Source organism: Buchnera aphidicola str. Ak (Acyrthosiphon kondoi), assembly GCF_000225445.1.
Lineage (GTDB): Bacteria > Pseudomonadota > Gammaproteobacteria > Enterobacterales > Enterobacteriaceae > Buchnera > Buchnera aphidicola_A.
On the sequence record NC_017256.1, the window covers coordinates 534,017 to 560,129 of the forward strand.

The 26,113-nt window shown below is 30.1% G+C and carries 37 protein-coding genes, 2 tRNA genes and 2 rRNA genes; 6 read left to right on the forward strand and 35 right to left on the reverse strand.

What is annotated here, in order from left to right; translation table 11 throughout:
- Positions 1–28 precede the first annotated feature (28 nt).
- Together htpG and adk are read left to right on the forward strand one after the other, a co-directional pair.
- The gene (htpG, locus tag BAKON_RS02455; protein WP_014499619.1) at positions 29–1,906 is read left to right on the forward strand and encodes a molecular chaperone HtpG; all 1,878 of its coding nucleotides are present in this window, start codon (positions 29–31) and stop codon (positions 1,904–1,906) included.
- Positions 1,907–1,975: 69 nt separating this feature from the next.
- The gene (gene adk / locus BAKON_RS02460; RefSeq protein ID WP_014499620.1) at positions 1,976–2,623 is read left to right on the forward strand and encodes an adenylate kinase; all 648 of its coding nucleotides are present in this window, start codon (positions 1,976–1,978) and stop codon (positions 2,621–2,623) included.
- A 4-nt stretch (positions 2,624–2,627) separates the two neighbouring features.
- Here adk and BAKON_RS02465 read toward each other — a convergent pair.
- Positions 2,628–2,701, reverse strand: a tRNA-Arg gene (locus BAKON_RS02465).
- Between the two features lie 158 nt (positions 2,702–2,859).
- On the opposite strand from BAKON_RS02465, the gene folD reads away from it, so the two are divergent.
- Positions 2,860–3,717, forward strand: a complete 858-nt coding sequence (gene folD / locus BAKON_RS02470; protein ID WP_014499621.1) for a bifunctional methylenetetrahydrofolate dehydrogenase/methenyltetrahydrofolate cyclohydrolase FolD — start codon at positions 2,860–2,862, stop codon at positions 3,715–3,717.
- On the opposite strand, the gene cysS is transcribed toward folD, so the two are convergent.
- Positions 3,714–5,108, reverse strand: coding sequence for a cysteine--tRNA ligase (cysS, locus tag BAKON_RS02475; RefSeq protein WP_014499622.1), 1,395 nt, complete (start codon positions 5,106–5,108; stop codon positions 3,714–3,716). The two genes, folD and cysS, sit on opposite strands and share 4 nt — an antisense overlap.
- A gap of 250 nt (positions 5,109–5,358) precedes the next feature.
- On the opposite strand from cysS, the gene ybeD reads away from it, so the two are divergent.
- Positions 5,359–5,622 carry a DUF493 family protein YbeD gene (gene ybeD / locus BAKON_RS02480; RefSeq protein ID WP_014499623.1) on the forward strand — a complete coding sequence of 88 codons (264 nt, stop codon included), beginning with the start codon at positions 5,359–5,361 and terminating at the stop codon, positions 5,620–5,622.
- Between the two features lie 111 nt (positions 5,623–5,733).
- Here the strand turns inward: ybeD and cspE are convergent, their stop codons facing one another.
- The 7 genes from cspE to BAKON_RS02515 form a co-directional block, all read right to left on the reverse strand.
- Entirely contained in the window at positions 5,734–5,943 is a 210-nt protein-coding gene (cspE, locus tag BAKON_RS02485) for a transcription antiterminator/RNA stability regulator CspE (RefSeq protein WP_009874442.1), read from the reverse strand.
- Positions 5,944–6,239: 296 nt separating this feature from the next.
- Positions 6,240–6,355: ribosomal RNA gene (gene rrf / locus BAKON_RS02490) — 5S ribosomal RNA — on the reverse strand.
- 104 nt (positions 6,356–6,459) lie between these two features.
- Positions 6,460–9,376: ribosomal RNA gene (locus tag BAKON_RS02495) — 23S ribosomal RNA — on the reverse strand.
- 158 nt (positions 9,377–9,534) lie between these two features.
- A tRNA-Glu gene (locus tag BAKON_RS02500) sits at positions 9,535–9,607 on the reverse strand.
- 137 nt (positions 9,608–9,744) lie between these two features.
- Entirely contained in the window at positions 9,745–10,566 is an 822-nt protein-coding gene (gene aroE, locus BAKON_RS02505; RefSeq protein ID WP_014499624.1) for a shikimate dehydrogenase, read from the reverse strand.
- On the reverse strand, positions 10,559–11,086 hold the full coding sequence (locus tag BAKON_RS02510) for a Sua5/YciO/YrdC/YwlC family protein (RefSeq protein WP_144011083.1): 528 nt from the start codon (positions 11,084–11,086) through the stop codon (positions 10,559–10,561). Before BAKON_RS02510 ends, aroE begins: the two co-directional genes overlap by 8 nt.
- Positions 11,087–11,187: 101 nt before the next feature.
- Positions 11,188–11,661, reverse strand: coding sequence for a DUF494 family protein (locus tag BAKON_RS02515; protein ID WP_014499626.1), 474 nt, complete (start codon positions 11,659–11,661; stop codon positions 11,188–11,190).
- Between the two features lie 239 nt (positions 11,662–11,900).
- On the opposite strand from BAKON_RS02515, the gene def reads away from it, so the two are divergent.
- Together def and fmt are read left to right on the forward strand one after the other, a co-directional pair.
- Positions 11,901–12,416: a peptide deformylase gene (gene def, locus BAKON_RS02520; RefSeq protein ID WP_014499627.1), complete on the forward strand. Its 516-nt coding sequence runs from the start codon at positions 11,901–11,903 to the stop codon at positions 12,414–12,416.
- Positions 12,417–12,418: 2 nt separating this feature from the next.
- Positions 12,419–13,363: a methionyl-tRNA formyltransferase gene (gene fmt / locus BAKON_RS02525; protein ID WP_014499628.1), complete on the forward strand. Its 945-nt coding sequence runs from the start codon at positions 12,419–12,421 to the stop codon at positions 13,361–13,363.
- A gap of 121 nt (positions 13,364–13,484) precedes the next feature.
- Here fmt and rplQ read toward each other — a convergent pair whose 3' ends face one another.
- The 26 genes from rplQ to rplD all read right to left on the reverse strand — a co-directional run bounded on the left by rplQ (position 13,485) and on the right by rplD (position 26,113).
- Positions 13,485–13,877 (reverse strand): 50S ribosomal protein L17, encoded by a 393-nt coding sequence (gene rplQ / locus BAKON_RS02530; protein WP_014499629.1) that lies wholly within the window; start codon positions 13,875–13,877, stop codon positions 13,485–13,487.
- A 46-nt stretch (positions 13,878–13,923) separates the two neighbouring features.
- Entirely contained in the window at positions 13,924–14,913 is a 990-nt protein-coding gene (locus tag BAKON_RS02535; RefSeq protein ID WP_014499630.1) for a DNA-directed RNA polymerase subunit alpha, read from the reverse strand.
- Between the two features lie 28 nt (positions 14,914–14,941).
- Positions 14,942–15,562 carry a 30S ribosomal protein S4 gene (gene rpsD / locus BAKON_RS02540; RefSeq protein WP_014499631.1) on the reverse strand — a complete coding sequence of 207 codons (621 nt, stop codon included), beginning with the start codon at positions 15,560–15,562 and terminating at the stop codon, positions 14,942–14,944.
- Positions 15,563–15,587: 25 nt separating this feature from the next.
- Positions 15,588–15,983, reverse strand: a complete 396-nt coding sequence (rpsK, locus tag BAKON_RS02545) for a 30S ribosomal protein S11 (protein WP_014499632.1) — start codon at positions 15,981–15,983, stop codon at positions 15,588–15,590.
- Positions 15,984–16,000: 17 nt separating this feature from the next.
- The gene (rpsM, locus tag BAKON_RS02550) at positions 16,001–16,357 is read right to left on the reverse strand and encodes a 30S ribosomal protein S13 (RefSeq protein ID WP_014499633.1); all 357 of its coding nucleotides are present in this window, start codon (positions 16,355–16,357) and stop codon (positions 16,001–16,003) included.
- Between the two features lie 74 nt (positions 16,358–16,431).
- Positions 16,432–16,548 (reverse strand): 50S ribosomal protein L36, encoded by a 117-nt coding sequence (rpmJ, locus tag BAKON_RS02555; RefSeq protein WP_014499634.1) that lies wholly within the window; start codon positions 16,546–16,548, stop codon positions 16,432–16,434.
- A 32-nt stretch (positions 16,549–16,580) separates the two neighbouring features.
- Positions 16,581–17,894, reverse strand: coding sequence for a preprotein translocase subunit SecY (gene secY / locus BAKON_RS02560; protein ID WP_014499635.1), 1,314 nt, complete (start codon positions 17,892–17,894; stop codon positions 16,581–16,583).
- Positions 17,895–17,904: 10 nt separating this feature from the next.
- Positions 17,905–18,339 (reverse strand): 50S ribosomal protein L15, encoded by a 435-nt coding sequence (gene rplO, locus BAKON_RS02565; protein ID WP_014499636.1) that lies wholly within the window; start codon positions 18,337–18,339, stop codon positions 17,905–17,907.
- A gap of 4 nt (positions 18,340–18,343) precedes the next feature.
- Positions 18,344–18,523: a 50S ribosomal protein L30 gene (gene rpmD / locus BAKON_RS02570; protein WP_014499637.1), complete on the reverse strand. Its 180-nt coding sequence runs from the start codon at positions 18,521–18,523 to the stop codon at positions 18,344–18,346.
- Between the two features lie 10 nt (positions 18,524–18,533).
- Positions 18,534–19,037, reverse strand: coding sequence for a 30S ribosomal protein S5 (rpsE, locus tag BAKON_RS02575; protein WP_014499638.1), 504 nt, complete (start codon positions 19,035–19,037; stop codon positions 18,534–18,536).
- A gap of 15 nt (positions 19,038–19,052) precedes the next feature.
- A complete protein-coding gene (rplR, locus tag BAKON_RS02580; RefSeq protein ID WP_014499639.1) occupies positions 19,053–19,421 on the reverse strand; it encodes a 50S ribosomal protein L18 in 369 nt (122 codons plus the stop codon).
- Position 19,422: 1 nt separating this feature from the next.
- Positions 19,423–19,959 carry a 50S ribosomal protein L6 gene (gene rplF / locus BAKON_RS02585; RefSeq protein ID WP_014499640.1) on the reverse strand — a complete coding sequence of 179 codons (537 nt, stop codon included), beginning with the start codon at positions 19,957–19,959 and terminating at the stop codon, positions 19,423–19,425.
- Positions 19,960–19,976: 17 nt separating this feature from the next.
- A complete protein-coding gene (rpsH, locus tag BAKON_RS02590) occupies positions 19,977–20,369 on the reverse strand; it encodes a 30S ribosomal protein S8 (protein ID WP_014499641.1) in 393 nt (130 codons plus the stop codon).
- Between the two features lie 31 nt (positions 20,370–20,400).
- Positions 20,401–20,706: a 30S ribosomal protein S14 gene (gene rpsN / locus BAKON_RS02595; RefSeq protein ID WP_014499642.1), complete on the reverse strand. Its 306-nt coding sequence runs from the start codon at positions 20,704–20,706 to the stop codon at positions 20,401–20,403.
- A gap of 15 nt (positions 20,707–20,721) precedes the next feature.
- Positions 20,722–21,261 (reverse strand): 50S ribosomal protein L5, encoded by a 540-nt coding sequence (gene rplE, locus BAKON_RS02600; RefSeq protein WP_014499643.1) that lies wholly within the window; start codon positions 21,259–21,261, stop codon positions 20,722–20,724.
- Between the two features lie 14 nt (positions 21,262–21,275).
- Positions 21,276–21,590, reverse strand: a complete 315-nt coding sequence (gene rplX / locus BAKON_RS02605) for a 50S ribosomal protein L24 (protein WP_014499644.1) — start codon at positions 21,588–21,590, stop codon at positions 21,276–21,278.
- A 25-nt stretch (positions 21,591–21,615) separates the two neighbouring features.
- A complete protein-coding gene (rplN, locus tag BAKON_RS02610; protein WP_014499645.1) occupies positions 21,616–21,984 on the reverse strand; it encodes a 50S ribosomal protein L14 in 369 nt (122 codons plus the stop codon).
- 128 nt (positions 21,985–22,112) lie between these two features.
- On the reverse strand, positions 22,113–22,367 hold the full coding sequence (gene rpsQ, locus BAKON_RS02615) for a 30S ribosomal protein S17 (protein ID WP_044005643.1): 255 nt from the start codon (positions 22,365–22,367) through the stop codon (positions 22,113–22,115).
- Positions 22,364–22,561 carry a 50S ribosomal protein L29 gene (rpmC, locus tag BAKON_RS02620; RefSeq protein ID WP_014499647.1) on the reverse strand — a complete coding sequence of 66 codons (198 nt, stop codon included), beginning with the start codon at positions 22,559–22,561 and terminating at the stop codon, positions 22,364–22,366. The genes rpsQ and rpmC overlap by 4 nt, the downstream gene beginning before the upstream one ends.
- Positions 22,561–22,971 carry a 50S ribosomal protein L16 gene (gene rplP / locus BAKON_RS02625; protein WP_014499648.1) on the reverse strand — a complete coding sequence of 137 codons (411 nt, stop codon included), beginning with the start codon at positions 22,969–22,971 and terminating at the stop codon, positions 22,561–22,563. Before rplP ends, rpmC begins: the two co-directional genes overlap by 1 nt.
- Positions 22,972–22,991: 20 nt before the next feature.
- Positions 22,992–23,693: a 30S ribosomal protein S3 gene (rpsC, locus tag BAKON_RS02630; protein ID WP_014499649.1), complete on the reverse strand. Its 702-nt coding sequence runs from the start codon at positions 23,691–23,693 to the stop codon at positions 22,992–22,994.
- 18 nt (positions 23,694–23,711) lie between these two features.
- Positions 23,712–24,044, reverse strand: a complete 333-nt coding sequence (rplV, locus tag BAKON_RS02635; RefSeq protein ID WP_014499650.1) for a 50S ribosomal protein L22 — start codon at positions 24,042–24,044, stop codon at positions 23,712–23,714.
- Between the two features lie 29 nt (positions 24,045–24,073).
- Entirely contained in the window at positions 24,074–24,352 is a 279-nt protein-coding gene (gene rpsS, locus BAKON_RS02640; RefSeq protein WP_014499651.1) for a 30S ribosomal protein S19, read from the reverse strand.
- Positions 24,353–24,371: 19 nt separating this feature from the next.
- A complete protein-coding gene (gene rplB / locus BAKON_RS02645; protein ID WP_014499652.1) occupies positions 24,372–25,193 on the reverse strand; it encodes a 50S ribosomal protein L2 in 822 nt (273 codons plus the stop codon).
- A 15-nt stretch (positions 25,194–25,208) separates the two neighbouring features.
- Positions 25,209–25,511, reverse strand: a complete 303-nt coding sequence (gene rplW / locus BAKON_RS02650; protein WP_014499653.1) for a 50S ribosomal protein L23 — start codon at positions 25,509–25,511, stop codon at positions 25,209–25,211.
- Complete coding sequence (rplD, locus tag BAKON_RS02655; RefSeq protein WP_014499654.1) at positions 25,508–26,113, reverse strand: 50S ribosomal protein L4; 606 nt, start codon at positions 26,111–26,113, stop codon at positions 25,508–25,510. Before rplD ends, rplW begins: the two co-directional genes overlap by 4 nt.

Below are 26,113 nucleotides of genomic sequence, written 5' to 3' on the forward strand. Positions count from 1 at the left end.
TTATGTAAATTTAAAAAGAGATGTCTGTATGAAAACACAAAAAAAAGAAGTCTATAATTTTCAATCAGAAGTAAAACAATTATTACATTTAATGATTCATTCACTATATTCTAATAAAGAAATTTTTTTAAGAGAATTAATATCTAATGCATCAGATGCAATAGATAAACTACGATTTGAATCGATATCATCACCAGAATTATATGAGAATGATAGTAATATAAAAATTCAAATATCTGTTAATAAAGCACAACGAACATTAACTATTAGTGATAATGGTATTGGAATGACTAAACAAGATGCCATTGAAAATCTCGGTACGATTGCTAAATCCGGGACAAAATCATTTCTCAAATCTCTAGAAAAAAAAGAAAATAATAAAAAAAATGAATTAATTGGAGAATTTGGAGTTGGTTTTTATTCGTCCTTTATTGTATCAGAAAAGGTATCAGTTAGAACTAGATTTGCTGGTTTACAATCTGATAAAGGAATATTATGGGAATCTTCAGGAGAAGGAGAATATAATGTTACAAATATTATAAAAAAAACTAAAGGAACGGAAATTACTTTATTTTTAAAAAAAGAAGAAGAAGAATTTTTAGAAATATGGCGTATTAAAAGTATAATTAGCAAATATTCTGATCATATCACTGTTCCAATACATATACAAAATTATGATGAAAAAAATAAAACGTATTTTTGGGAACAAATTAATAAAGCTAAAGCGTTATGGACATTAAATAAATCTTCTATTACTGATAACGATTATAAAGAGTTTTATAAACATCTTACTAATGATCAAAATAACCCGCTTACATGGAGTCATAATCATGTGGAAGGAAATCAAGAATATATTAGTTTATTATATATTCCTGAAAAAGCGGCTTGGGATATATGGAATAGAGATAATAAACATGGTTTAAAGTTATATGTAAAACGCGTCTATATTATGGATGACTCTCAATCTTTTCTTCCTAATTACCTACGTTTTATAAGAGGTTTAGTAGATTCTAGCGATTTACCCTTAAATATTTCTCGTGAAATATTACAAGATAATTCTATAACAGAAAAATTAAGAAAAGCACTAATAAAAAGATCGTTAAATATGCTAGATAAACTAGCACGAGATAACAATGAAAAATATCAAATTTTTTGGAATCAATTTGGTCTTGTGTTAAAAGAAGGTCCAGCAGAAGATCATGAAAATTTAGAAAAAATTGCTAATCTATTACGTTTTGCATCCATAAAAAATAATAATTCAGAGCAAAAAATATCGTTAAAAGAATATATATCTAATATGAATGAAAAACAAGAAAAAATATATTATATTACTGCAGATAGTTATTCAGCTGCAAAAAATAGTCCTCATTTAGAACTGTTTAAAAAAAATAATATTGATGTTTTATTATTATCAGATCGAATTGATGAATGGATGATGAATTATCTTTCTGAATTCGAAGGTAAAAAATTTCAATCTATTAGCAAAGAAGATTTATCATTAAGTAAACTAACAAAAGAAAAAAAAATAAAAAATAATGAAGTTTCAACAGAAATGATTGAGTTTTTAAAAAAAGTAAAAAAAATACTTGGAAATAAAGTAAAAGATGTAAGACTAACTTATAGATTAACAGAAACTCCTTGTGTTTTGCTTAGTGATTCTACTGAAATGACCACACAGATGGCTAAACTTTTTTCTGCAGCAGGACAATCTGTTCCAGAATTAAAATATATTTTTGAAATAAATCCAGAACATCTTTTAATAAAAAAAATATGTTTAATTGACAATGAAGATGATCTTAATCAATGGATTAAATTATTACTAGATCAAGCTTTATTGGCTGAAAAAGGTAATCTAGAAAATCCACATAAATTCATTTCTAGAATAAATAAATTACTCCTCAAATAAAAAAATATGATTACTACTATCATATAGTAGTAATCTTACTATTAACTGATATATCAATAAGAAATAATTATGCGTATTGTTTTACTAGGAGCACCTGGAACAGGAAAAGGAACACAAGCAAAATTTATTATGGAAAAATATAATATTCCTCAAATATCTACAGGTGACATGCTAAGAGAAAGTATTCATTCAAAAAACAAAATAGGGATGATTATTAAAAATATTATTGAAGAGGGAAAACTAGTTTCTGATAAAATTGTATGCAATTTGATAAAAAAGAGAATTAAAAGAGAAGATTGTATTAATGGTTTTTTATTAGATGGTTTTCCAAGAACTATTGCGCAAGCTTTTTACTTATCAAAAAATCAGATCAAAATAGATTATGTATTAGAATTTATAATGCCATATAAATCTATATTAGAACGTATATCAGGTAGACGAATACATGTTCAATCAGGACGTGTCTATCATATAAAATTTAATCCTCCAAAAATTCAAGATAGAGATGATGTAACGGGACAATTATTAATTACAAGAAAAGATGATGCAAAAGAGAGTATTAAAAATAGATTGGAAGAGTATGAAAAAACACATTATCCATTAGTGAAATACTATAGAAATGAAAAAAAATTGGGAAATATAAAATATTTTCGAATCGATGCAACACATTCGTTATCTTTAATTAAAGAACAAATCGAAATAATTTTAAATAAGTAATTTCTGCGTTCTACAGGATTCGAACCTGTGACCTACGGCTTAGAAGGCCGTTGCTCTATCCAACTGAGCTAAGAACGCATTAAATAATTATATTAAAATCTAACATTAATATAATATATATGCAACTAAATTACTATTAATATTATTAAATAATATTAAATTTAATAATGCCAATATGTATTATAGTGATATTTTTATATATAATAATAAACAAAAAATAATTGAGTCACTTGCCAATGCCAGCAATAATTATAGATGGGAACAAAATAGCAAAACAATTACAATTAAATATTTTAAAAAAAGTAAATAAAAGAAAAAAAAATGGAAAAAAAATACCCGGATTAGCTATGATTTTAGTAGGAACTCATACTCCTTCACAAATATATGTCAATAAAAAAAAAATAGCATGTAAAAATGTAGGTTTTTTTTCAGAATGTTGGAATTTTCCTGATAATGTAAGTGAAATAGAAATATTAAATCTTATTTCTAAATTAAATAAAAATAAAAATATAGATGGAATTTTAATACAATTACCCCTTCCAAAACAAATAAATCATATGAAAATTTTAAGTAGTATTGTTCCTGATAAAGATGTAGATGGATTTCATCCATATAATACAGGTTCTTTATGCCAAAGAACACCGAAATTAAGAGCCTGTACACCTAAAGGGATTATTACAATGTTAAAATATAATAAGATAAAAACTCATGGATTACATGCAGTAATGGTTGGTGCATCTAACATAGTTGGAAGACCTATGAGTTTAGAATTATTATTAGCAGGATGTACTACTACTGTCACACATCGTTTTACTAAAAATCTAAAAAATCATGTTCAAAATGCTGATTTATTGATTGTCGCAGTTGGAAAAGCAAATTTTTTAAAAGGAAATTGGATAAAAAATGGATCTATAGTTATAGATGTTGGAATTAATAGATTAAAAAATGGAAAAATAGTAGGAGATGTAGATTTTAAAAATGCATATTTAAGAGCATCTTATATAACCCCTGTTCCAGGTGGTGTTGGTCCTATGACAGTTGCAACATTACTACAAAATACATTAGAAGCCTGTGAAAATTATCATGATTGTTAAAATTTTTTATTTTTACGCCATATAGTCTTATCAGGAAAATCTTCTAAGATAATATCTAAAGACATTAATTTTTTTCGTATGTTATCTGCTTCTTCCCATAATTTTAACTGTCTTGCAAGATTTCTTTTTTTGATTAAAAATTGTATTTTTCTTAATGTAGATGAGTTTAATGTAGTTTTTTTTTGTAAGAAATCTTTTGGGTTTTGTAATAAAAAACCTAAATTGTTAGCTAAATATTTTAATCTAAAAGCAAACTTATTGCTTTTTAATACATCTTTTTTTTTAAAAAAATTAATTTTTCGTGCTATTTTAAAAAAAACAGAAAATGCTTTAGGCGTGTTAAAATCATCATTCATCGCCTGATAAAACTCAAATTCAAAATCAATGCCTTCTTCGTCGTTAGAACAAGGATTAGTATTATATAATGCTGTATATAAATATTGTAATGATATACATGCTTGATCTAAATTTTTTTTACAATAGTAAATAGGATGACGATAATGTGTCAAAAGAAAAAAATACCGTAATACTTCAGGATTATAATCTTTTAAGATACTTCTCAAAAAATAAACATTGCCTAAAGACTTAGACATTTTTTGATTATTTATAATTACCATCCCAGTATGCATCCAAAAATTTATCATTGATTTATTATTAAAGCATATAGATTGAGATCTTTCATTTTCATGATGAGGAAAAAGAAGATCAGAACCACCTCCATGAATATCTATAGAATTATTAAAAAAAACAGTAGTTATAGCACTGCATTCAATATGCCAGCCAGGTCGTCCTTTTCCCCATGGAGAATTCCAAGAATATTTTTTGTCATCAGAAATTTTCCAAAGAATAAAATCTAATGGGTTTTTTTTCATCTCATTTATAGGAATGCGCACTCCAGATTTTAATAATATTAAAGATTGATGAGATAAAGTTCCATAACTAGAATCGCTATCTATAGAAAAAACAACATCACCATTTTTATTTATATATGCATGTTTTTTTTGTAGTAATTTTATAATTATTTTAATTATATTTTGAATATAATCTGTAACACGTGGTTCTTCGTCAGGACGTAAAATTCCTAATAAATCAAAATCTTTATGCATTTCTTTTATCATGGCATTAGTAAAAGAACTGATTTCAGTTTTTTCTTTAACTGATTTTAAAATAATTTTATCATCTATATCAGTGATATTTCGAATATATTTTACTTGAAAACCAGAAAAACGTAAATAACGAACTATTGTATCAAAAACTGTAAAAGTACGTCCATGTCCAATATGACAAAGATCATATACAGTAACACCACATACATATAAATTAATTTTATTGTTTTTAATAGGTTTAAAAATTTCTTTTTTACTAGTAAGTGTATTAAAAATTTTTAACATAATTTATATCCTATAAAATATATTTAAAGAAAATAATATAAAATATGTTATTTTCCATATTACCAATGTGATAAACTGATTGAGTTCTTATTTACTAAAAATATTAATAATATAATATTTTAAAATAAATAAAATAATTATTTATAATATATTTAAAATTAATTGTAATATACATAATAAAACATTAAGATTTTCATAAATTTTATAAAAATAAAAAAATTTTTTATTATAAAAAAATTGGGAATTAATCATGAAAACACAATTACGAGAAATGTTGAAATTCCCTTGTTTTTTTACTTATAAGATTATTGGCTTAGCACAGCCTGAACTTATTGATCAAATAATAAAAGTAATTCAAATACAGATTCCTGGAGATTATACACCTCAAGTAAAATCGAGTAACAGAGGCAACTATCTTTCTGTTTCAATTACAATATGTGCTAAAAATTTTGAGCAAATTGAGATTTTATATCATGAAATTAGTAAAATTAATATAGTTAGAATGGTTTTATAAAAAATTTACAATATATATAAAAAAAATATTTTGTACTAATATAGTACAGCCCTATTAAAGAGCCGTACTATAAAAAACATATTTTTTTACATCAAGAAATATTAACTTATTTTATAAGCTAATAACATTGGCGGCAGATGGCCCCTTTGCTCCTTCAGTGATTTCGAATTCAACACTTTGACCTTCTGCTAAAGTTTTAAACCCATTACTTTGTATAGCTGAAAAATGAACAAAAACATCTTTACTACCATCTTCTGGAGTAATAAAACCAAAACCTTTAGATTCATTAAACCACTTAACATTACCTTTAATCTTGGACATCTATATTACCTTACATGAAAAAATATACTAAATTAAAAAAAATTGATCAATCATTATTAATGATAATATGATTTTAAAATCATAATATAAAAAATTTAAATTCTCAATAGATTAACATGTAAATCTATTGTTAGCTAGAAAGTAATTGAATTTTAAAAAAAATTGTATGATTTTCAATAAAAAATTTTTTATATTTAATAAATACTATACTATTGATCAATAAAAATTGTAATATTCTTTTAAAAATAATTTATTTTAAATATAAAAAAACCCGAAAAAAATTTCGGGTTTTTTATGCCTGGATTTGACCTACTCTCACACGGGGAGACCCCGTACTACCATTGGCGTTATAGCGTTTCACTTCTGAGTTCGGAATGGATTCAGGTGGTACCACTACACTATTGTTACCAGGCGTTTTAATATATTTTTATGTTATTAAAATGCTTTAATAAATTAATTAATTCAGTAAAAACAAGCTTTTTATTAAATTTATTTTAAAAACACCTCTGGTGTTGTAAGGTTAAGCCTCTTGGGTCATTAGTACTAGTTAGCTCAACATATCACTATGCTTACACATCTAGCCTATCAACGTCGTAGTCTTCAACGTCCCTTCAGTAAACATTTCTGTTTCAGGGAAGATTCATCTTGGGGCAAGTTTCGTGCTTATATGCGTTCAGCGCTTATCTTTTCCGCATTTAGCTACCGGGCAATGCCATTGGCATGACAACCCGAACACCAGTGATGCGTCCACTTCGGTCCTCTCGTACTAGAAGCAGCTCCCCTCAATCTTCCAACGCCCACGGCAGATAGGGACCGAACTGTCTCACGACGTTCTAAACCCAGCTCGCGTACCACTTTAAATGGCGAACAGCCATACCCTTGGGACCTGCTTCAGCCCCAGGATGTGATGAGCCGACATCGAGGTGCCAAACACCGCCGTCGATATGAACTCTTGGGCGGTATCAGCCTGTTATCCCCGGAGTACCTTTTATCCGTTGAGCGATGGCCCTTCCATTCAGAACCACCGGATCACTAAGACCTGCTTTCGCACCTGCTCGCGTTATCACGCTCACAGTCAAACTGGCTTATGCCTTTGCACTAACCTCACGATGTCCGACCGTGATTAGCCAATCTTCGTACTCCTCCGTTACTCTTTGGGAGGAGACCGCCCCAGTCAAACTACCCACCAGACACTGTCTCTGTGCCGGATTACGGCACTAGGTTAGAATACCGCATTTTAAAGGGTGGTATTTCAAGTTTGGCTCCATTATAACTAGCGTTTTAATTTCATAGCCTCCCACCTATCCTACACATTAAAATTCAGAATTCAGTGTCAAGCTATAGTAAAGGTTCACGGGGTCTTTCCGTCTTGCCGCGGATATACTGCATCTTCACAGCAAATTCAATTTCACTGAGTCCCAGGTGGAGACAGCCTGGCCATCATTACGCCATTCGTGCAGGTCGGAACTTACCCGACAAGGAATTTCGCTACCTTAGGACCGTTATAGTTACGGCCGCCGTTTACCGGGGCTTCAGTCCAGAGCTTTAAGTTTCCTTTGACCCCTTCGATTAACCTTCCGGCACCGGGCAGGCGTCACACCGTATACTTCCACTTTCATGTTTGCACAGTGCTGTGTTTTTAATAAACAGTTGCAGCCAGCTGGTATCTTCGACTAACTTCAGCTACAAGAGTAAATCTTTTCACTTAATGTTAGCGTGCCTTCTCCCGAAGTTACGGCACTATTTTGCCTAGTTCCTTCACCTGGGTTCTCTCAAGCGCCTTAGTATTCTCTACCTAACCACCTGTGTCGGTTTAGGGTACGATTTAATTTTACCTGATGCTTAGAGGCTTTTCTTGGAAGCGTGGTGTCAGTTACTTCATTACCTTAGTAATTCGTCATCATGCCTCAGATTAAAGATAACCGGATTTGCCTAATTATCATACCTACACATTTAAACCAGGATAACCGTCACCTGGATAACTTAACCTTCTTCGTCCCCACTTCGCAGTAATATTAAGCACAGGAATATTAACCTGTTGTCCATCGACTACGCTTTTCAGCCTCGCCTTAGGGATCGGCTCACCCTGCCCCGATTAACGTTGGACAGGAAACCTTGGTTTTTCGGCGAGCAGGTTTTTCACCTGCTTTATCGTTACTCATGTCAGCATTCGCACTTCTGATACCTCCAATATACTTTACAATATATCTTCTTTGGCTTACAGAACGCTCCCCTACCCAGCAAAAAAATATATTTTTGCTGCCGCAGCTTCGGTGCATAGTTTGAGCCCCGTTATATCTTCCGCGCAGGCCGACTTGACCAGTGAGCTATTACGCTTTCTTTAAATGATGGCTGCTTCTAAGCCAACATCCTGGCTGTTTATGCCTTCCCACATCGTTTCCCACTTAACTATGACTTTGGGACCTTAGCTGGCGGTCTGGGTTGTTTCCCTTTCCACAACGAACGTTAGCACCCGCTGTGTGTCTCCCGTGATAACATTCTACGGTATTCGGAGTTTGCATCGGTTTGGTAAGCCGGGATGGCCCCCTAGCCGAAACAGTGCTCTACCCCCGCAGATGAATTCACGAGGCGCTACCTAAATAGCTTTCGGGGAGAACCAGCTATCTCCCGGTTTGATTGGCCTTTCACCCCTAGCCATAGGTCATCCGCTGATTTTTCAACATCAGTCGGTTCGGTCCTCCAGTTGGTTTTACCCAACCTTCAACCTGCCCGTGGCTAGATCACCGGGTTTCGGGTCTGTACCCTGAAACTTAACGCCTATTTAGGACTCGGTTTCCCTTCGGCTCCCCTATTTGGTTAACCTTGCTACAGAGTACAAGTCGCTGACCCATTATACAAAAGGTACGCAGTCACAAATTATTTAAAAAAAATGCTTCCACTGCTTGTACGTACACGGTTTCAGGATCTATTTCACTCCCCTCGCCGGGGTTCTTTTCGCCTTTCCCTTACGGTACTAGTTCACTATCGGTCAGTCAGGAGTATTTAGCCTTGGAGGATGGTCCCCCCATATTCAAACAGGATTTCTCGTGTCCCGCTTTACTTTTCGAACTCACAATATAAATTATTTTGTATACAGGGCTATCACCTTGTATCGCTGAATTTTCCAAATCATTCTACTATAATTTATATTGATTTTAGTTCTGGGCTGTTCCCTTTTCGCTCGCCACTACTTAGGGAATCTCGGTTGATTTCTTTTCCTCAAGGTACTTAGATGTTTCAGTTCCCTTGGTTTGCTTTATTAACTTATTTAATTCAGTTAATAATGATGCATAAAATTGCATCGGGTTTCCCCATTCGGATATCGACGGTTATTACGCTTCATATCAGCTTACCGACGCTTTTCGCAGATTAGCACGTCCTTCTTCGCCTCTGACTGCCAAGGCATTCACCATGTACGCTTATTTGCTTAACCTTACAACCCACAGGTGTTTTAAAAAATAAGTTATGTGCTTGTTTTCCGAATTTTTAAAGAGCTTATTATTAAATTTTAAATTTACTTTAAAAGTTAAATTTGAGAATAACACAATAATTTAAATTAGTATATAATATTTTAAAAATATTTTTATTTATCGTCCCCTAGGGGATTTGAACCCCTGTTGCCGCCGTGAAAGGGCGATGTCCTAGACCTCTAGACGAAGGGGACTTTTACATAAAATTATTTTCTTAAATTTGATAATATAATAAATAACAGATCAAAAAAAAGAGTCAAGTATTTTCTTTGTTATTAGTTAAAATATTAAAAAAATATAGATTAAATTATTTATTATGTAAAAGATCATTTTATTTCTTTAAAATATCAATAATATAATCTGTCTTTGGAAGTATATTATGCCATAAAAAAAAAGAATGAGCTGCTTGAAAAGCTAACATACCTATTCCATCAGAAAAAAGATTATTTCCCATTTTCAAACACCAATTCATAAACATTTTTTTATCTTTTTGATAATTCATATCATAAAAACATGTTTTTGAAGATACTAACGATACAGGAATAAAATTATTTTTTCTTTCAATAAATTTTGATGTAGCGTTAATAATTAAATCAAAGGATTTTATTTTTGATGAATTTTCATCAAAAACATCTATATTCCCATATTTATAAAATTGTAAAACTAATTTTTTAGCATTTGAAACAGTTCTATTTAAAATAAAAATTGAACACCCAAAAGATAAAAGAGGAAAAAGAACTCCTTTAACAGCACCACCTGCACCAATTATTAATATTGAATAATTTTTTTTTATAAAATTTAATCTTGTTAAATCAGATAATAATCCAATTCCATCTGTATTATCTCCTAAAATGTACTTATTATCTATTTTTTTTAATGTATTAACAGATTGAGCAATCTTAGCTCTTTTAGTTAATTTGTCACAAAAAAAATAAGCTTCTTGTTTAAATGGTGCAGTAATATTTGCACCTTGACCGTCTTGTTTAAAAAAATCTTGTAAAAAAACATTAAACTTATCTAACGGAACGTTAACGGATTTATAAATATGAAGAATACCTGTTTGTTTTGCAAATAAACTGTGAATAATAGGAGATTTGCTATGATTAATAGGGTTTCCGAATACAGCATAATTAAAATTTTGGCATTTAAACATGACGAATTAACTTTCCATTAATAATATTAATAATTTTAGAAGGATTTTTTTCATTACCTATTTTCCCATGTAATAAAGGAAAATCTTTACCAAAACATTTTAATACTTCTTCGGGAGTAAAACATGGAGTAAAATTTGAAATATTAGCACTTGTAGATATTAAAGCTCCTTTAAAAGCATTACATAGTTTTATTATTTCAATATGAGCACTTATACGTACAGCCACAGTGTTAAATTTACCAGTCAACCAATAAGGAACATCAGGATTAGCTGGTAGTAAAAAAGTAAATGGTCCAGGCCAATGAAAAAAAATTTTTTGTTTTTGCTTATTAGATAAGTTATTTTCATTCACATACATTTTTATCTGATTAAAATCTGAAGCTACTAATATAAATCCTTTTTCTATACTTCTTTTTTTTAAAATTAATAATTTTTTTATAGCTTTTTTACTATTAGGATTGCACCCTAATCCAAACATTGATTCTGTAGGGTAAGCAATTACATTATCATCATGTAACATCTTTATACAATGAAGCAGTGAATTTAAAAAACAATGTTTATCCATTAACATCTTCTCATGATAAAAATTATTATTATTCTTCAATTTAAAATAATATTTTTTTAATGAATAATATCTTCTTTAAAATTAAATAATAAATTTTCAAGTTTACGATATACTGGTTTACATCCAGGAATATTAAACAATACAATTAATATAATCCATTTTAAATCTTCAAGATTTAATTCATTAATGTCTAATTCCATAATTCTTTCAATTATTATTTCTCGTGTATCCAATGTTAATATCTCTAACTGTTCTAAAAAAAGTATAAAGCCACGACAATCAACATTTAATTTAAGAGATTCTTCTTGAGTATAAATTCGAGTAGAAATCTGATTCGACAATAAATTCATAGATGGAATAATATTTTTTTTATAAAACGAAAGATTTTTTAACCAACGTAAAGCATTATAAATATCTCGTTTTTGAAAACCTATATCAGACAAATCATTAGTTAAACTATCGTAATCAATAGAATTTTTTGATTCACTATGTACATAATTTTCAAACAAATATATTAATATATCAAACATTACGTCCTCAATCACATATTAAAAAATTTAAATATTTAATAATATATTCTACATATAAGATTATTATGAGTATTTTTAATAAATAATATGCAAAATGTCATAATATAAATAAATTTCTACTAAAAAATATAATATATTTTTTGATTAAAAAACAAAAAACAATAATAGTAAACTTTTAATTATAATAAAAAAGTCTATACTAATATATAAAATTCAACTATTTTACATCTAAAATATATATGTCTTTGTTAAAAATACTATATTATCCTGATACACGTTTAAGACTTATTGCTAAACCTGTAAATGAAGTTAATAAAAAAATAAAAAAAATCGTAAATAACATGATAGATACAATGTATCAAGAAGAAGGAATTGGTTTGGCAGCAACTCAAGTAAATATTCAGTTGCAAATTATAGTCATTAATACAATGGAAGAAGAAAAAAATAATTTAGTACTTATTAATCCTAAAATCATTAAAAAAGAAGGAAATATTAGCATTGAAGAAGGATGTTTATCAATTCCAGAATATCGAGCTTCTATTCCAAGATACAATTATATAAAAGTTCAAGCAATCAATATTTATGGAGAAAAAATAGAAATAGAAGCAGAATCGATATTATCTATTTGCATACAGCATGAAATAGATCATCTTCAAGGTAAGTTATTCATTGATTATCTATCAAAATTTAAAAGAGAAAGAATACAAAAAAAAATTCAAAAAAAAAGAAAAAATATTGATCAAGGAATAAAATAAATTTGAAAAAATTAAAAATTGTTTTTGCTGGAACAGAATATTTTTCTGCCAAACATTTAAATGCACTAATTAGATCTTCACATAAAGTAATTTCAGTAATTACTCAACCAGATAGTTCTTCCGGAAGAGGACAAAAAATTACTTTTTCTCCTGTAAAAATACTATCTATAAATAATCATATTCCTATTTTTCAACCTATAAATTTAAATGATAGAGTTTTTCAAAAAAAACTACTAAAACTTAATGCAGATATAATGATAGTTGTTTCTTATGGGAAAATAATACCAAAAAAAATTCTCTCTATGTTTCCAAATGGCTGTATTAATGTTCATCCCTCACTTTTACCTAGATGGCGAGGAGCAACTCCGATTCAATCATCAATTTTATATGGTGATAAAAATACAGGTATAAGTATTATTAATATGAATGATAAAATTGATTCTGGCACTATAATACATACAGAAACGTGTGATATATCGTCGAAAGATACTACTCAAAGCTTATCCTTAAAATTAGTAAAAATTGGGGAAAAAGCTTTATTAGAAGTATTAGAAAAAATTATATCAAATACAATTATTGAAAAAAAACAAAATGAAAAAAATGTAATTTTATCGAAAAAAATACATAAAAAAGATGCCTTATTAAATTGGAATTTAGAAGCTGAAAAATTAGAACGTTTAATACGGGCATTTAATCCATGGCCGGTATGTTACTTTTTATTAGAAAATAAAGCTATAAAAGTATGGCAATCAACAGTTATTCCTATAATAAAATCAAATTTCTCTATAGGAGAAATTATCTGCTCTAATCAAAATGGAATTCAAATCAATACATCTCATCAAATATTAAATATTGAAAAATTACAATTACCTGGCAAAAAAATTATGGACGTTAAAAATATAATTACTTCTAAGAAAAATTTATTTAAAGTTGGAACTGTTATATAAAGAAATATTAATGTGTTTTTTCTTAAAACTATCTGTGCTATAAAAAAACAAGCAAACGGCATGTTTCCGTTTGCTTTAAAAGCATATCTTATATATTTTTATAAAAAAAATAATATAAATTTTATTGTTCTATAATTTCTTCTTTTTTATTTTTTTTAACACGATCAACTAATTCAATATAAGCCATTGGAGCTTTATCTCCAGATCGAAATCCACATTTTAGAATACGAGTATAACCACCTAATCTACTAAAAAAAGAAGGCCCTAATTTTTTAAATAATTTCGCAACTATCGCATCATCACGAATACGAGAAAAAACTAATCGTCTATGTGCAATAGTATCTGTTTTAGATAAAGTAATAATAGGTTCGACAATACGACGTAATTCTTTCGCTTTAGCTAAAGTAGTTTTAATAACTTCATGCATGAATAACGAACATGCCATATTTTTTAACATAGAATGAAGATGAGCACTATTACGATTTAATTGACGACCACTTTTTCGATGACGCATAAATTTATTCCTTCTATTAAGATCTCAATATAAAATAAAATATAAATTATTCATCTAAAACACTTGATGGTGGCCAATTTTCTAATCTCATACCAAGAGATAAATTTCTAGAAGCTAAGATGTCTTTGATTTCAGTTAAAGATTTTTTGCCTAAATTAGGAGTTTTTAAAAGTTCAACTTCAGTTCTTTGTACCAAGTCACCAATATAATGTATAGCTTCTGCTTTAAGACAATTAGCAGAACGAACTGTTAGTTCTAAATCATCTACTGGACGTAATAAAATGGGATCAAATTCAGGTTTTTCTTCTTTAACTTCAGGTTCGCGAACATCTCTTAAATCAACAAAAGCTTCTAATTGTTCTGCCAAAATAGTAGCAGCTCGTCGAATTGCTTCTTCTGGATCAATGGTTCCATTTGTTTCCATTTCAATAACTAACTTATCTAAATCAGTTCTTTGTTCTACACGTGCGGCTTCGACATTGTAAGAAATGCGATCTATTGGACTATAACAAGCATCTACTAATAAACAACCTATTGGTCGTGAATCTTCTTCCAAATGAACTCTTGAAGATGCAGAAATATAACCTCGTCCACGTTGCACTTTTATTCGCATTTTAATAGAAGCGTTTTCATAAGTTAAATGACAAATTACATGTTCTGGTTTAATAATCTCAACGTCACCATCATGCATAATATCTGCAGCAGTAACACAACCAATTCCAGATTTATTTAATGTAAGAAAGGCCTCATCTTTTCCATATACTTTTACAGCTAATCCTTTTAAATTTAATAAAATTTCTAAAATGTCTTCTTGTACACCCTCTTTAGTGCTATACTCATGAAGTACCCCATCAATCTCAACTTCAGTTACAGCACATCCAGGCATAGAAGACAAAAGAATTCTACGAAGTGCATTTCCAAGAGTATGACCGAATCCTCTTTCTAGTGGCTCTAAAGTTACTTTAGTATGAGTTGCGCTAATTTGTTCAATATCAACTAAACGCGGTTTTAAAAAATCCATGATAGAGTTCTGCATATTATCCTCTTTTTAACAGTAAACTTTATTATTTAGAATAAAGCTCGACAATTAAATATTCATTAATTTCTGCAGATAAATCAGAACGTTCAGGAAATCTTTTAAAAATACCTTCCATTTTAGTTGAATCAACTTCTATCCAAATTGGTTTCTCTCTTTGTTCAACAAGTTCCAAAGCCGCTTTTATTCGTGATTGATTTTTAGATTTCTTCCTAATAGAAATTAGATCATTAGGAGAGACTTGATATGAAGCAATATTAACAACTTTGTTATTAACCATAATAGATTTATGACTAATTAATTGTCTTGATTCAGCACGAGTACAACCAAAACCCATACGATAAACCACATTATCCAATCTAGATTCTAATAAATTTAATAAATTTGCTCCAGTATTACCTTTTAAACTAGCTGCTAATTTATAATATATTTTAAACTGTCGTTCTAAGATGCCATACAAACGACGTACTTTTTGTTTTTCACGCAATTGGACAGCATAATCAGATAGTCTAGGTTTGCGAACGCCATGTTGTCCAGGAGGCTGTTCTAATTTACATTTTGATTCTATTGGACGCAAGCCTGATTTAAGAAACAAATCAGTACCTTCACGTCGACTCAATTTTAATTTAGGACCTAAATATTTTGCCATTTTATTCTCCAAAATTCCTAAAAAATCATACACGACGTTTTTTAGGAGGACGGCAACCATTATGAGGAATTGGTGTCACATCAGTAATATTTGTAATACGAAATCCAGCAGCATTTAAAGCTCTAATAGTAGATTCTCTACCAGGACCTGGTCCTTTAACCATAACTTCTAAGTTTTTTATACCATAATCTTTTACTATTTCTGCACAACGTTCAGCCGCAACTTGTGCAGCAAAAGGAGTAGATTTGCGAGAACCTCTAAAACCAGAACCACCAGAAGTTGCCCAACCTAAAGCATTTCCTTGTCTATCAGTAATAGTGACAATAGTATTGTTGAAAGAAGCATGAATATGAGCTATGCCATCTAAAATTTGTTTTTTCACACGTTTTTTTGTACGAATAGAAGCTGAATTTTTTACCATAATTAATCTTACCTAAATTATTTTTTTATTGGTTTTCGAGGACCTTTACACGTTCTAGCATTAGTTTTAGTTCTTTGTCCATGCACTGGAAGACCTCTACGATGACGTAAACCGCGATAACAACTTAGATCAATTAAACGCTTAATATTTAAAGTTCTTTCTCTTCTTAAATCACCTTCAATTACATATTTTGCAACATGTGTTCTTAAAAGATCAATTTGTTCTTCATTTAAATCTATAATTTTAGAATATTCAGAAATATTAGCAATAGAACAAATTAATCTAGAACGCTTTTTACCAATCCCATATATTGCAGTTAATGCAATTAAAGTGTGTTTATTTTCAGGAATATTAATACCTGCAATACGTGCCATATTATAAAATCCTATAAATGTATTTTAAATGAATCTATAAATCTTAAAATAATAATTGATATTTATAAAAGCTATTAACCTTGACGTTGTTTATGTTTAGGATCATTACTACAAATAACTCTTACAACATTATTTCTTCTTATTATTTTACAATTTCGACAAAGTATTTTTACAGAAGCTTGTACCTTCATTATATTTCCTCAAGTATCCTAATATAAAATGTTTAATTTAAATTGGCTTTTTTTAACATAGATTCATATTGATGAGACATTACTAGTGTTTGAATTTGACTGATAAAATCCATAATGACTACTACAACAATTAATAATGATGTGCCGCCAAAATAAAAAGGAACATTCATAGCACTGCGCATGAATTCTGGAATCAAACAAATAAACGTAATATAAAAAGAACCAATTAGTGTTAATCTTAACATGATTTTATGAATATATTTTGCTGTTTGTTCTCCAGGTCTGATTCCTGAAATAAAAGCTCCTGATTTTTTTAAATTGTCTGCTGTTTCACGAGGATTAAATACTAATCCTGTATAAAAGAAACAAAAAAATACTATTGCAGAAATATATAAAATTAAATATACAGGTTGGTTTGGTTGTAAATAAAACAATATGGTTTGCAACAATTGATTGTTTACTTTACACCAGGATATAATAGTTGCAGGGAATAAAACAACACTAGAAGCAAAAATCGCAGGAATTACACCAGACATATTAATTTTTAAAGGTAAATGAGTGCTTTGCGCACTATAAATGCGACGACCTTGTTGACGTTGTGCATAATGCACAATAATTTTTCTTTGTCCTCTTTCTATAAAAACAACAAGAAAAATTACTAAAAAAATTAATAATAACACAAATAAAAATAATAAAATATGTAAATCTCCTTGTCTGGTTTTTTCGATAGTATTACTAATAGCGGATGGTAGACCTGCAATTATCCCTATAAAAATAATAATTGAAATACCATTACCGATACCATGTTCTGTAATTAATTCTCCCAACCACATCAAAAACATCGTGCCAGTAACCAAACTTATAATAGCAATTAAATAAAAACAAAAATCAGTATTAATTATAATCGTACGCATTCCTGATATATTAGGAAGGGTAGTAGCAATTCCAATAGACTGTATGAGAGCTAATATTAAAGTAGCATATCTAGTATACTGATTGATTTTATGACGTCCAGATTCCCCTTCTTTTTTCATTTCAGATAAAGTTGGGTATACTAATGTTAGTAATTGAATAATAATAGAAGCTGATATATACGGCATAATTCCTAGAGCAAAAATAGAAGCTCGACTCAAAGCACCACCAGAAAACATATTAAACATGTCAACAATAGTGCCTTTCTGTTCATTTAATATTTTAGATAAAATTATAGTATCAATTCCAGGAATTGGAATAAAAGAACCAATACGAAAAATAATGATAGCTACTATTAGAAAAATAATCCTCTGTTTTAACTCACTAATATTTTTTTTGGTATTTTTAAAATTTAATCCTAATTTTTTAACCATTATCTACCGCTTATCCTTCAATTTTCCCACCAGAATTTTCAATTTCAGCACGAGCACCTTTTGTAACAAGTAAACCTCTGATTATCAAAGGAACTTTTAATTCTCCTGAAAGAATTATTTTTGCATGTTTAATATTTTTTTTAATAATATTTTCTTTTTTTAATATATTGATATCAATAATATTCGTAGATAATTTTGATAAATCTGACAAACGAACTTCGGTTGTAATATTTTTTTTTCTAGAATTAAATCCAAATTTAGGAAGTCTACGATGTAAAGGCATTTGGCCACCTTCAAAACCACGACGCATACTGCTTCCTGATCTAGATTTTTGACCTTTATGACCACGACCTGAAGTTTTTCCAAATCCTGAGCCGATACCACGTCCTAATCTTTTTCGATTTTGACGTGCTCCATTTGCTGGAGAAAGAGTATTTAAACGCATATCTCTATTCCTCTTGTATTTTTAAGATATAAGAAATTTTTTTAACCATTCCTTGAATAGAAGGTGTATCTTTACGTATTACAGTATGTCCGATATAACGCAATCCAAGTCCAATTAGAGTTTTTTTATGCTTAGGTAACCTTCCTATAGCACTTTTTATTTGAGTAATTTTAATATTTTTCATTAAATATAATTTATCCTAATATATCTTCAATGCATTTATTTCTTTTGGCAGCTATCATTTCTGGAGATTTCATATTAACTAAACCATTCATAGTAGCGCGTACAACATTAATTGGGTTAGTAGAACCATAAGTTTTAGCTAATACGTTATGTATTCCTGCAACTTCTAAAACTGCACGCATAGCTCCACCTGCAATAATTCCAGTTCCATCAGAAGCGGGTTTCATAAAAACATGTGATCCAGTATGAGAACCTTTTAATGAATGTTGCAAAGTTTTATTAACTAACGGTATAGTAATCATATTACGTCTAGCTTTTTCCATTGCTTTTTGAATAGCAGCAGGTACTTCACGCGCTTTACCATAGCCAAAACCAACTCGTCCATCTCCATTTCCTACTACAGTTAATGCTGTAAAAGAAAATATACGACCGCCTTTCACAGTTTTTGAAACACGATTTACCGTAATTAATTTTTCTTGTAAATCACTGTTGTTTTTTTTTTCAATATTAGCCATTCTATAATTTTCACCTTAAAACTTTAGTCCAACTTCACGTGCAGACTCAGCTAAAACTTGTACACGACCATGGTATTTAAAACCAGATCGATCAAAAGAAACATTATATATTCCTTTTGACAAGGCGCGTTCTGCAATAATTTTACCAATTTTTGCTGCGGCTTCTTTATTTCCTGTATATTTTAAACTACAGTTTATTTTTTTTTCTAATGTCGAAGCAAATGCTAATACTTTTGATTCTATCGAAGAAATTATTTGGGCATATATATGACGTGGAGTGCGATGTATGACTAGTCGAATAGCGCCTAATTTTTTAATTTTACGACGTGTTTTCATAGACCGGCGTATACGGGAAATTATTTTTTTTTTACTGGAAAAAATCATTTTATTTTTTCTTAGCCTCTTTCATACGTACGATTTCATCTGAATATCGTATACCTTTTCCTTTATAAGGTTCTGGCACACGGTAGGAACGTAAATTAGCCGCAATTTGTCCAACTAGTTGTTTATCTATTCCTTGAATAATAATTTCTGTTGGAGATGAGTTTTCCACACTAATACCGTCAGGTAAAAAGTATTCAATTATATGCGAATAACCTAATGACATATTAATTATATTACCCTTTGTTATTGAAAAACGATAACCAACTCCCGATAATTGTAATTTTTTACTAAATTTTTTAGAAACACCTATAATCATGGAATTTACGAGAGCTCTTGAAGTTCCTGCTTGAGCCCAACCATCAGAAAAACCTGAATGAGGTGAAAAAATTATTTTATCATTTAAATATTCAATTTTAACTGATCGATGAATAGTACGTGAAAGATAACCATATTTTCCTGTAATTGATATATTTTGTGAATCTAATTTAATATTAATATCAGAAGGAACAACAATTGGACATTTAGCAACACGAGACATTCTTCCTCCATTAATTCTTAAGATACATAACAAATAACTTCACCACCAAGACCTGCTTGACGCGCCATACGATCTGTCATAACTCCTTGAGAAGTAGAAATTACTGCTATTCCTAAACCAGACATAACTTCAGGTAAATTATTCTTATTTTTATATATACGCAAACTAGGACGACTAACGCGTTGAATCATTTCTACTACTGATTTTCCTTGAAAATACTTTAAAATTATTTCTAATTCTAATTTAGCATTTCCTATAATTTTGTAGTCTTTAATATAACCTTCTTGCTTTAATAATTCGACAATTGATTTTTTTAATCTTGATGAAGGCATTGTAACGGAATTCTTATTAGCCGATTGGCCATTTCGAATTCGAGTTAACATATCTGCTATCGGATCTTGCATACTCATTTTTAAACTCCAAAAACTAAAAAAGTATATTTTACCAACTGGCTTTTTTTAAACCAGGTATTTCACCTTTCATGGCAGCTTCTCTAACTTTAATACGACTCAATCCAAATTTACGCAAAAAAGCATGCGGACGACCTGTTTGACGACATCTGTTTCGCTGACGTGATGGACTGGAGTCGCGTGGGAAAGATTGTAATTTAAGAACTGCATTCCAACGTTCTTCCTCTGAGCAATTCATATTAGAAATAATATTTTTTAATGCATTACGTTGTGTATAAAATTTATTAGCTAATTTTACACGTTTAACTTCACGTGCTTTCATAGATTGTTTAGCCATTGAATAACCTTATTTTTACTTACGAAAAGGAAAATTAAAAGCAGATAATAATAAAAGAGCTTCGTGATCAGATTTAGCGGTAGTAGTAATTGTAATATCTAATCCACGAACTCGATCAATTTTATCATAATCAATTTCAGGAAAAATAATTTGTTCTCGTATTCCTAAACTATAATTTCCTTTACCATCAAAAGAATGACTTGATAAGCCACGAAAATCACGAATACGCGGAACAGCAATAATAATTAGACGTTCAAAAAAATCCCATTTTTTCTGACCACGTAATGTAACTTTACATCCAATAGGATAGCCTTGACGAATTTTAAAACTAGCTACAGATTTACGAGCTTTAGTGATGAGTGGTTTTTGTCCAGATATTGCTGTTAAATCTGAAATAGCATTATCTAAAATTTTTTTATCAGAAGCGGCAGTACCTACACCCATATTTAAAGTAATTTTATCAATTTTAGGCACTTGCATAACAGAACTATAATTCAGTTTAAGCATAAGCTGTTTGATAACTTTTGACTTATAATAATCATACAATGTTGCCATTATATTACTCCAGACTATTGAATCGTTTTTCTATTAGATTTAAAAAATCGAACTTTTTTACCCTTTTCAAATCTAAAACCAATACGATCTGATTTATTAGTTTCAGGATTTAAAATAGCAATGTTTGATATGTGAATAGGAGCTTCTTTTTCTAAAATACCACCACTTTTATTTTGAGATGGAACTGGTTTTTGATGTTTTTTAATTAAATTTAAACCATTAACAATTACTTTATTAACAGATAAAATATCTTTAATAGTACTTGTTTTTCCTTTATCTTTTCCAGTTAATATAATAACCGCATCATTACGACGCAACTTTGATGCCATCTTTTGTTCCTTAAAATTTTTATAGCTAAAGAACTTCAGGAGCTAATGAAATAATTTTCATAAATTTTTCTGTTCTTAACTCGCGAGTTACAGGCCCAAAAATACGAGTTCCAATAGGTTGTTCGTTATTATTCAACACAACACAAGAATTAGTATCAAAACGAATAATAGAACCATCGGATCGTCTGATTCCTTTTTTAGTTCTTACTACTACTGCTTTAAGAACTTCTCCTTTCTTTACTTTCCCTCTAGGTATTGCTTCTTTAACTGTAATTTTAATTACATCACCAATACCAGCATAACGACGACGGGAGCCACCTAAAACTTTAATACACATAGCAGTTCGTGCACCAGAGTTATCAGCTACATTAAGAATAGTTTGTTCTTGAATCATATTTTTAAGGCTCCAATTATTTTAATTAAAATAAAAAATTAATTAAAAATAATTTTATTATAACACTACTTATATGTTATTGATAGAAAACATGAGCAGACCTGAGTTTGTTCATGTTTTGGTTTTTTTTAAAAAACTGTTTTTTCAATAATGCGAACTAAAACCCAAGATTTTGTTTTAGAAATCGGACGAGATTCGCGAATTTCTATTAAATCACCTATAGTACATTCATTTTTTTCGTCATGAATATGAAGCTTTGTAGTACGTTTAATAAATTTTCCATAAATAATATGTTTTACAAAACGTTCTATTGAGACAACAGCAGATTTTTGCATTTTATTGCTTATTACACGACCCTGCAAAGTTCGAATTTTTTCCATTATTTTATCTTTTCCTTCTCATCTAACAAAGTCTTTACTTGTGCAATATTTCGTCGGACTTTTCGTAGTAAATGAGGCTGTTTTAATTTTCCAGAAACAGATTGCATACGCAGATTAAATTGTTCTCGTAATAATTGCAAAAGTTCTGCATAAAGATCTTTTTTATTTTTTTTTCTAAATTCTACTATTGCTTTCATTACATCACCATCTTAGTTACAAAAGTAGTTTTAATTGGTAACTTTGCAGCTGCTAGTTTAAATGCTTCACGAGATTCTTCTTCAGTAACTCCATCTAATTCATAGAGAATTTTACCGGGTTGTACTAAAGCGACCCAATATTCAACGTTTCCTTTTCCTTTACCCATTCTCACTTCTAATGGTTTTTGAGTTACAGGTTTATCAGGAAATATACGTATCCACATTTTTCCTTGTCTTTTAATACAACGAGTTATGGCTCTTCGTGCAGATTCAATTTGACGAGCAGTTAAACGTCCTCTATCAACGGCTTGTAAACCAAAAGCACCAAAATTAACATTGGTACCAGACGCCAAACCACGATTCCGTCCTTTATGCATTTTGCGAAATTTAGTACGTTTTGGTTGCAACATTATTATCTTCTCTCTCTTTCTTACTTTCTATTTTTACGATATTGCTTTTTTGTCTGGACAGAAGGTTTTTCTAATCTTTCAATAGTTGCCATACCACCTAATATTTCACCTTTAAAAATCCATACCTTAACGCCTATCACACCATATGTTGTATGAGCTTCTGAAATGCTATAATCAATATTTGCACGTAAAGTATGAAGAGGCACTCTTCCTTCTCTATACCATTCTCTACGAGCTATTTCTGCCCCTCCTAAACGTCCACTAACTTCGACTTTAATACCTTTTGCACCTTGCCGCATTGCATTTTGAACAGATCTTTTCATGGCACGTCGAAACATAACTCTTCTCTCTAACTGAGAAGTAATACTATCAGCTACAAGCTTAGCATCTAATTCAGGTTTACGTACTTCGGAAATATTAATTTGAACTGGCACTTCAGTTATTTTGGAAATAGCAACTCTTAATTTTTCTACATCTTCACCTTTTTTCCCAATAACAATACCAGGTCTAGCAGTATAAATTGTAACTCGAATACTTTTAGCTGGTCTTTCAATGATAATTCGAGAAATTGATGCTTTTTCTAGTTTTTTCATTAAAAATTGGCGAACTTTATAGTCACTATCTAAATGGTCAGCAAAATCTTTAGTATTAGCAAACCAAACAGAATTCCATTTTTTTATTATACCCAATCGCATACCATTAGGATGTACTTTCTGACCCATCACTGATTCTCCTCAATGTTAACGATCAGACACAATCACAGTAATATGACTAGTACGTTTTAAAATACGATCTGCACGTCCTTTAGCACGTGGCATCATTCTTTTCATTGTTGAACCTTCATTAATAAATATTTTTTTGATTCTTAATTTATCTATATCAGCACCATCATTATGTTCTGCATTTGCTACAGCTGATTCCAGTACTTTTTTTACTAAAATAGCTGCTTTTTTATTAGTATAAGTTAAAATACTTAATGCATGTGGAACCTTTTTACCACGAATTAAATTTGCAATCAAACGAACTTTTTGAGCTGAAGAACGTGCTTGACGATGTTGAGCTAAAGTTTCCATTTACTCCTCTTTTTTCTTTCTTTTTTTAATTAGCGTTTTTTTACTTTTTTATCGGCAGTATGTCCTCTATAAGTACGAGTTAAAGAAAATTCACCTAATTTATGTCCTACCATTTCTTCAGTAATAAAAACAGGAATGTGACTACGACCATTATGAATAGATATTGTTAAACCTATCATATTTGGAAAAATTGTTGAGCGTCTTGACCATGTTTTAATCGGCTTTTTATCATTTATTTTTACTGATTTTTCTACTTTTTTTAACAAACTTATATCTATAAAAGGACCTTTCTTAAGAGATCGTGGCATAAAATGATCCTTATCATAATTATTTCTTACGATGACGTAAAATAAATTTTTCAGTACGTTTATTTTTACGAGTTTTCTTCCCTTTTGTCTGAACTCCCCATGGAGTCACTGGATGCTTACCAAAATTTCTACCTTCACCACCTCCATGAGGATGATCAACAGGATTCATGGCTGTACCACGAACAGTAGGACGTACGCCTATCCAACGAGAGGCACCTGCTTTACCTAAAACTTTTAACATATGTTCAGAATTACCTACTTCACCGATAGTAGCTCTACAATTAGATTGAGTTTTTCGCATTTCACCAGAACGCAATCTTAAAGTTGCATACTCTTCATCAAATGCTACTAATTGTACATAACTTCCTGCAGAACGAGCGATTTGACCACCTTTTCCAGGTCTCATTTCTACGTTGTGAACAAATGTCCCTACTGGAATGTTCTTGAGTGGTAAAGAATTTCCTACTTTTATAGGAGCATTCAAACCAGAAACAACGGTATCTCCTATTCTTAAATCTTTTGGAGCTAAGATATAGTTTCTTTTACCATCTTTATACAAGATCAAAGCAATATTAGAAGAACGGTTAGGATCATATTCAAATCTTTCTACAGTAGCTTCTATACTATCTTTATTTCTCTTAAAATCTATAATACGATATGCTCTTTTATGTCCACCACCAATATGACGAGTTGTAATTCTACCATTATTATTACGTCCTCCGCTTTTACTTTTCTTTCTTAATAATGAAGAAAAAGGTTTTCCTTTATGTAGCTGTGCGTTAACAACTTTAATAACGTGGCGACGACCCGGAGATGTCGGTTTGCATTTAACAATTGCCATTGTTTTGTCCTCCGACTACTCTGTATTGCCTATGAAATCTAAATTATACCCTTTTTTAACTTTAATATAAGCTTTCTTCCAGTTACTTCGTTGAATAATACGATTGGACTGACGCTTTTTTTTTCCTTTAACTTTTAATGTTTTTATACTATCAACTTCTACATCAAAGATTTTTTTGACAGCACACTTTATCTCATATTTAGTAACATTATTTAAAACCTTTAACACAATAGTATTAAATTTTTCTGTAGATTTAGATGATTTTTCAGATACATGTGGAGAAAGTAGTATTTTTAATAAACGTTCTTCAGAAATCATGAAAGTATTTCCTCTATTTTTTTCACTGCTTCAACAGTAATAATAACATGCTCAAAAGCAATTAAACTAACAGGATCTATAGAATGAACATCTTTCACATCAACTGAATATAGGTTTCTAGATGCAAGAAATAAATTATTATCTAGTTTATTGGTAATAATAAGAACATTTTTTAAATCTATATCTTGTAATTTTTGTACTAAAAGTTTTGTTTTAGGCAATGTTAATGAGAATTTCTCAAAAACTATTAATCTTTTTTGACGTATTAATTCAGAAAAAATACTTTTTAAAGCACCACGATACATTTTTTTATTGACTTTTTGACTATGTTCTTGTGGTTTGGCAGCAAATGTAACACCACCTGACCGCCAAATTGGACTTCTAAATGATCCTGCTCGTGCACGACCTGTACCCTTTTGACGCCACGGTTTTCTACCTGATCCAGAAACTTCAGCGCGACTTTTTTGTGCCCTCGTACCTTGACGGGTAGATGCTGAATAAGCAATAACGACTTGATGAATTAGAGCTTCATTGAAATCACGACCAAAAATGATTTCAGAAACACTAAGAACACGTTGTACGTCTTTAACTACTAATTCCAT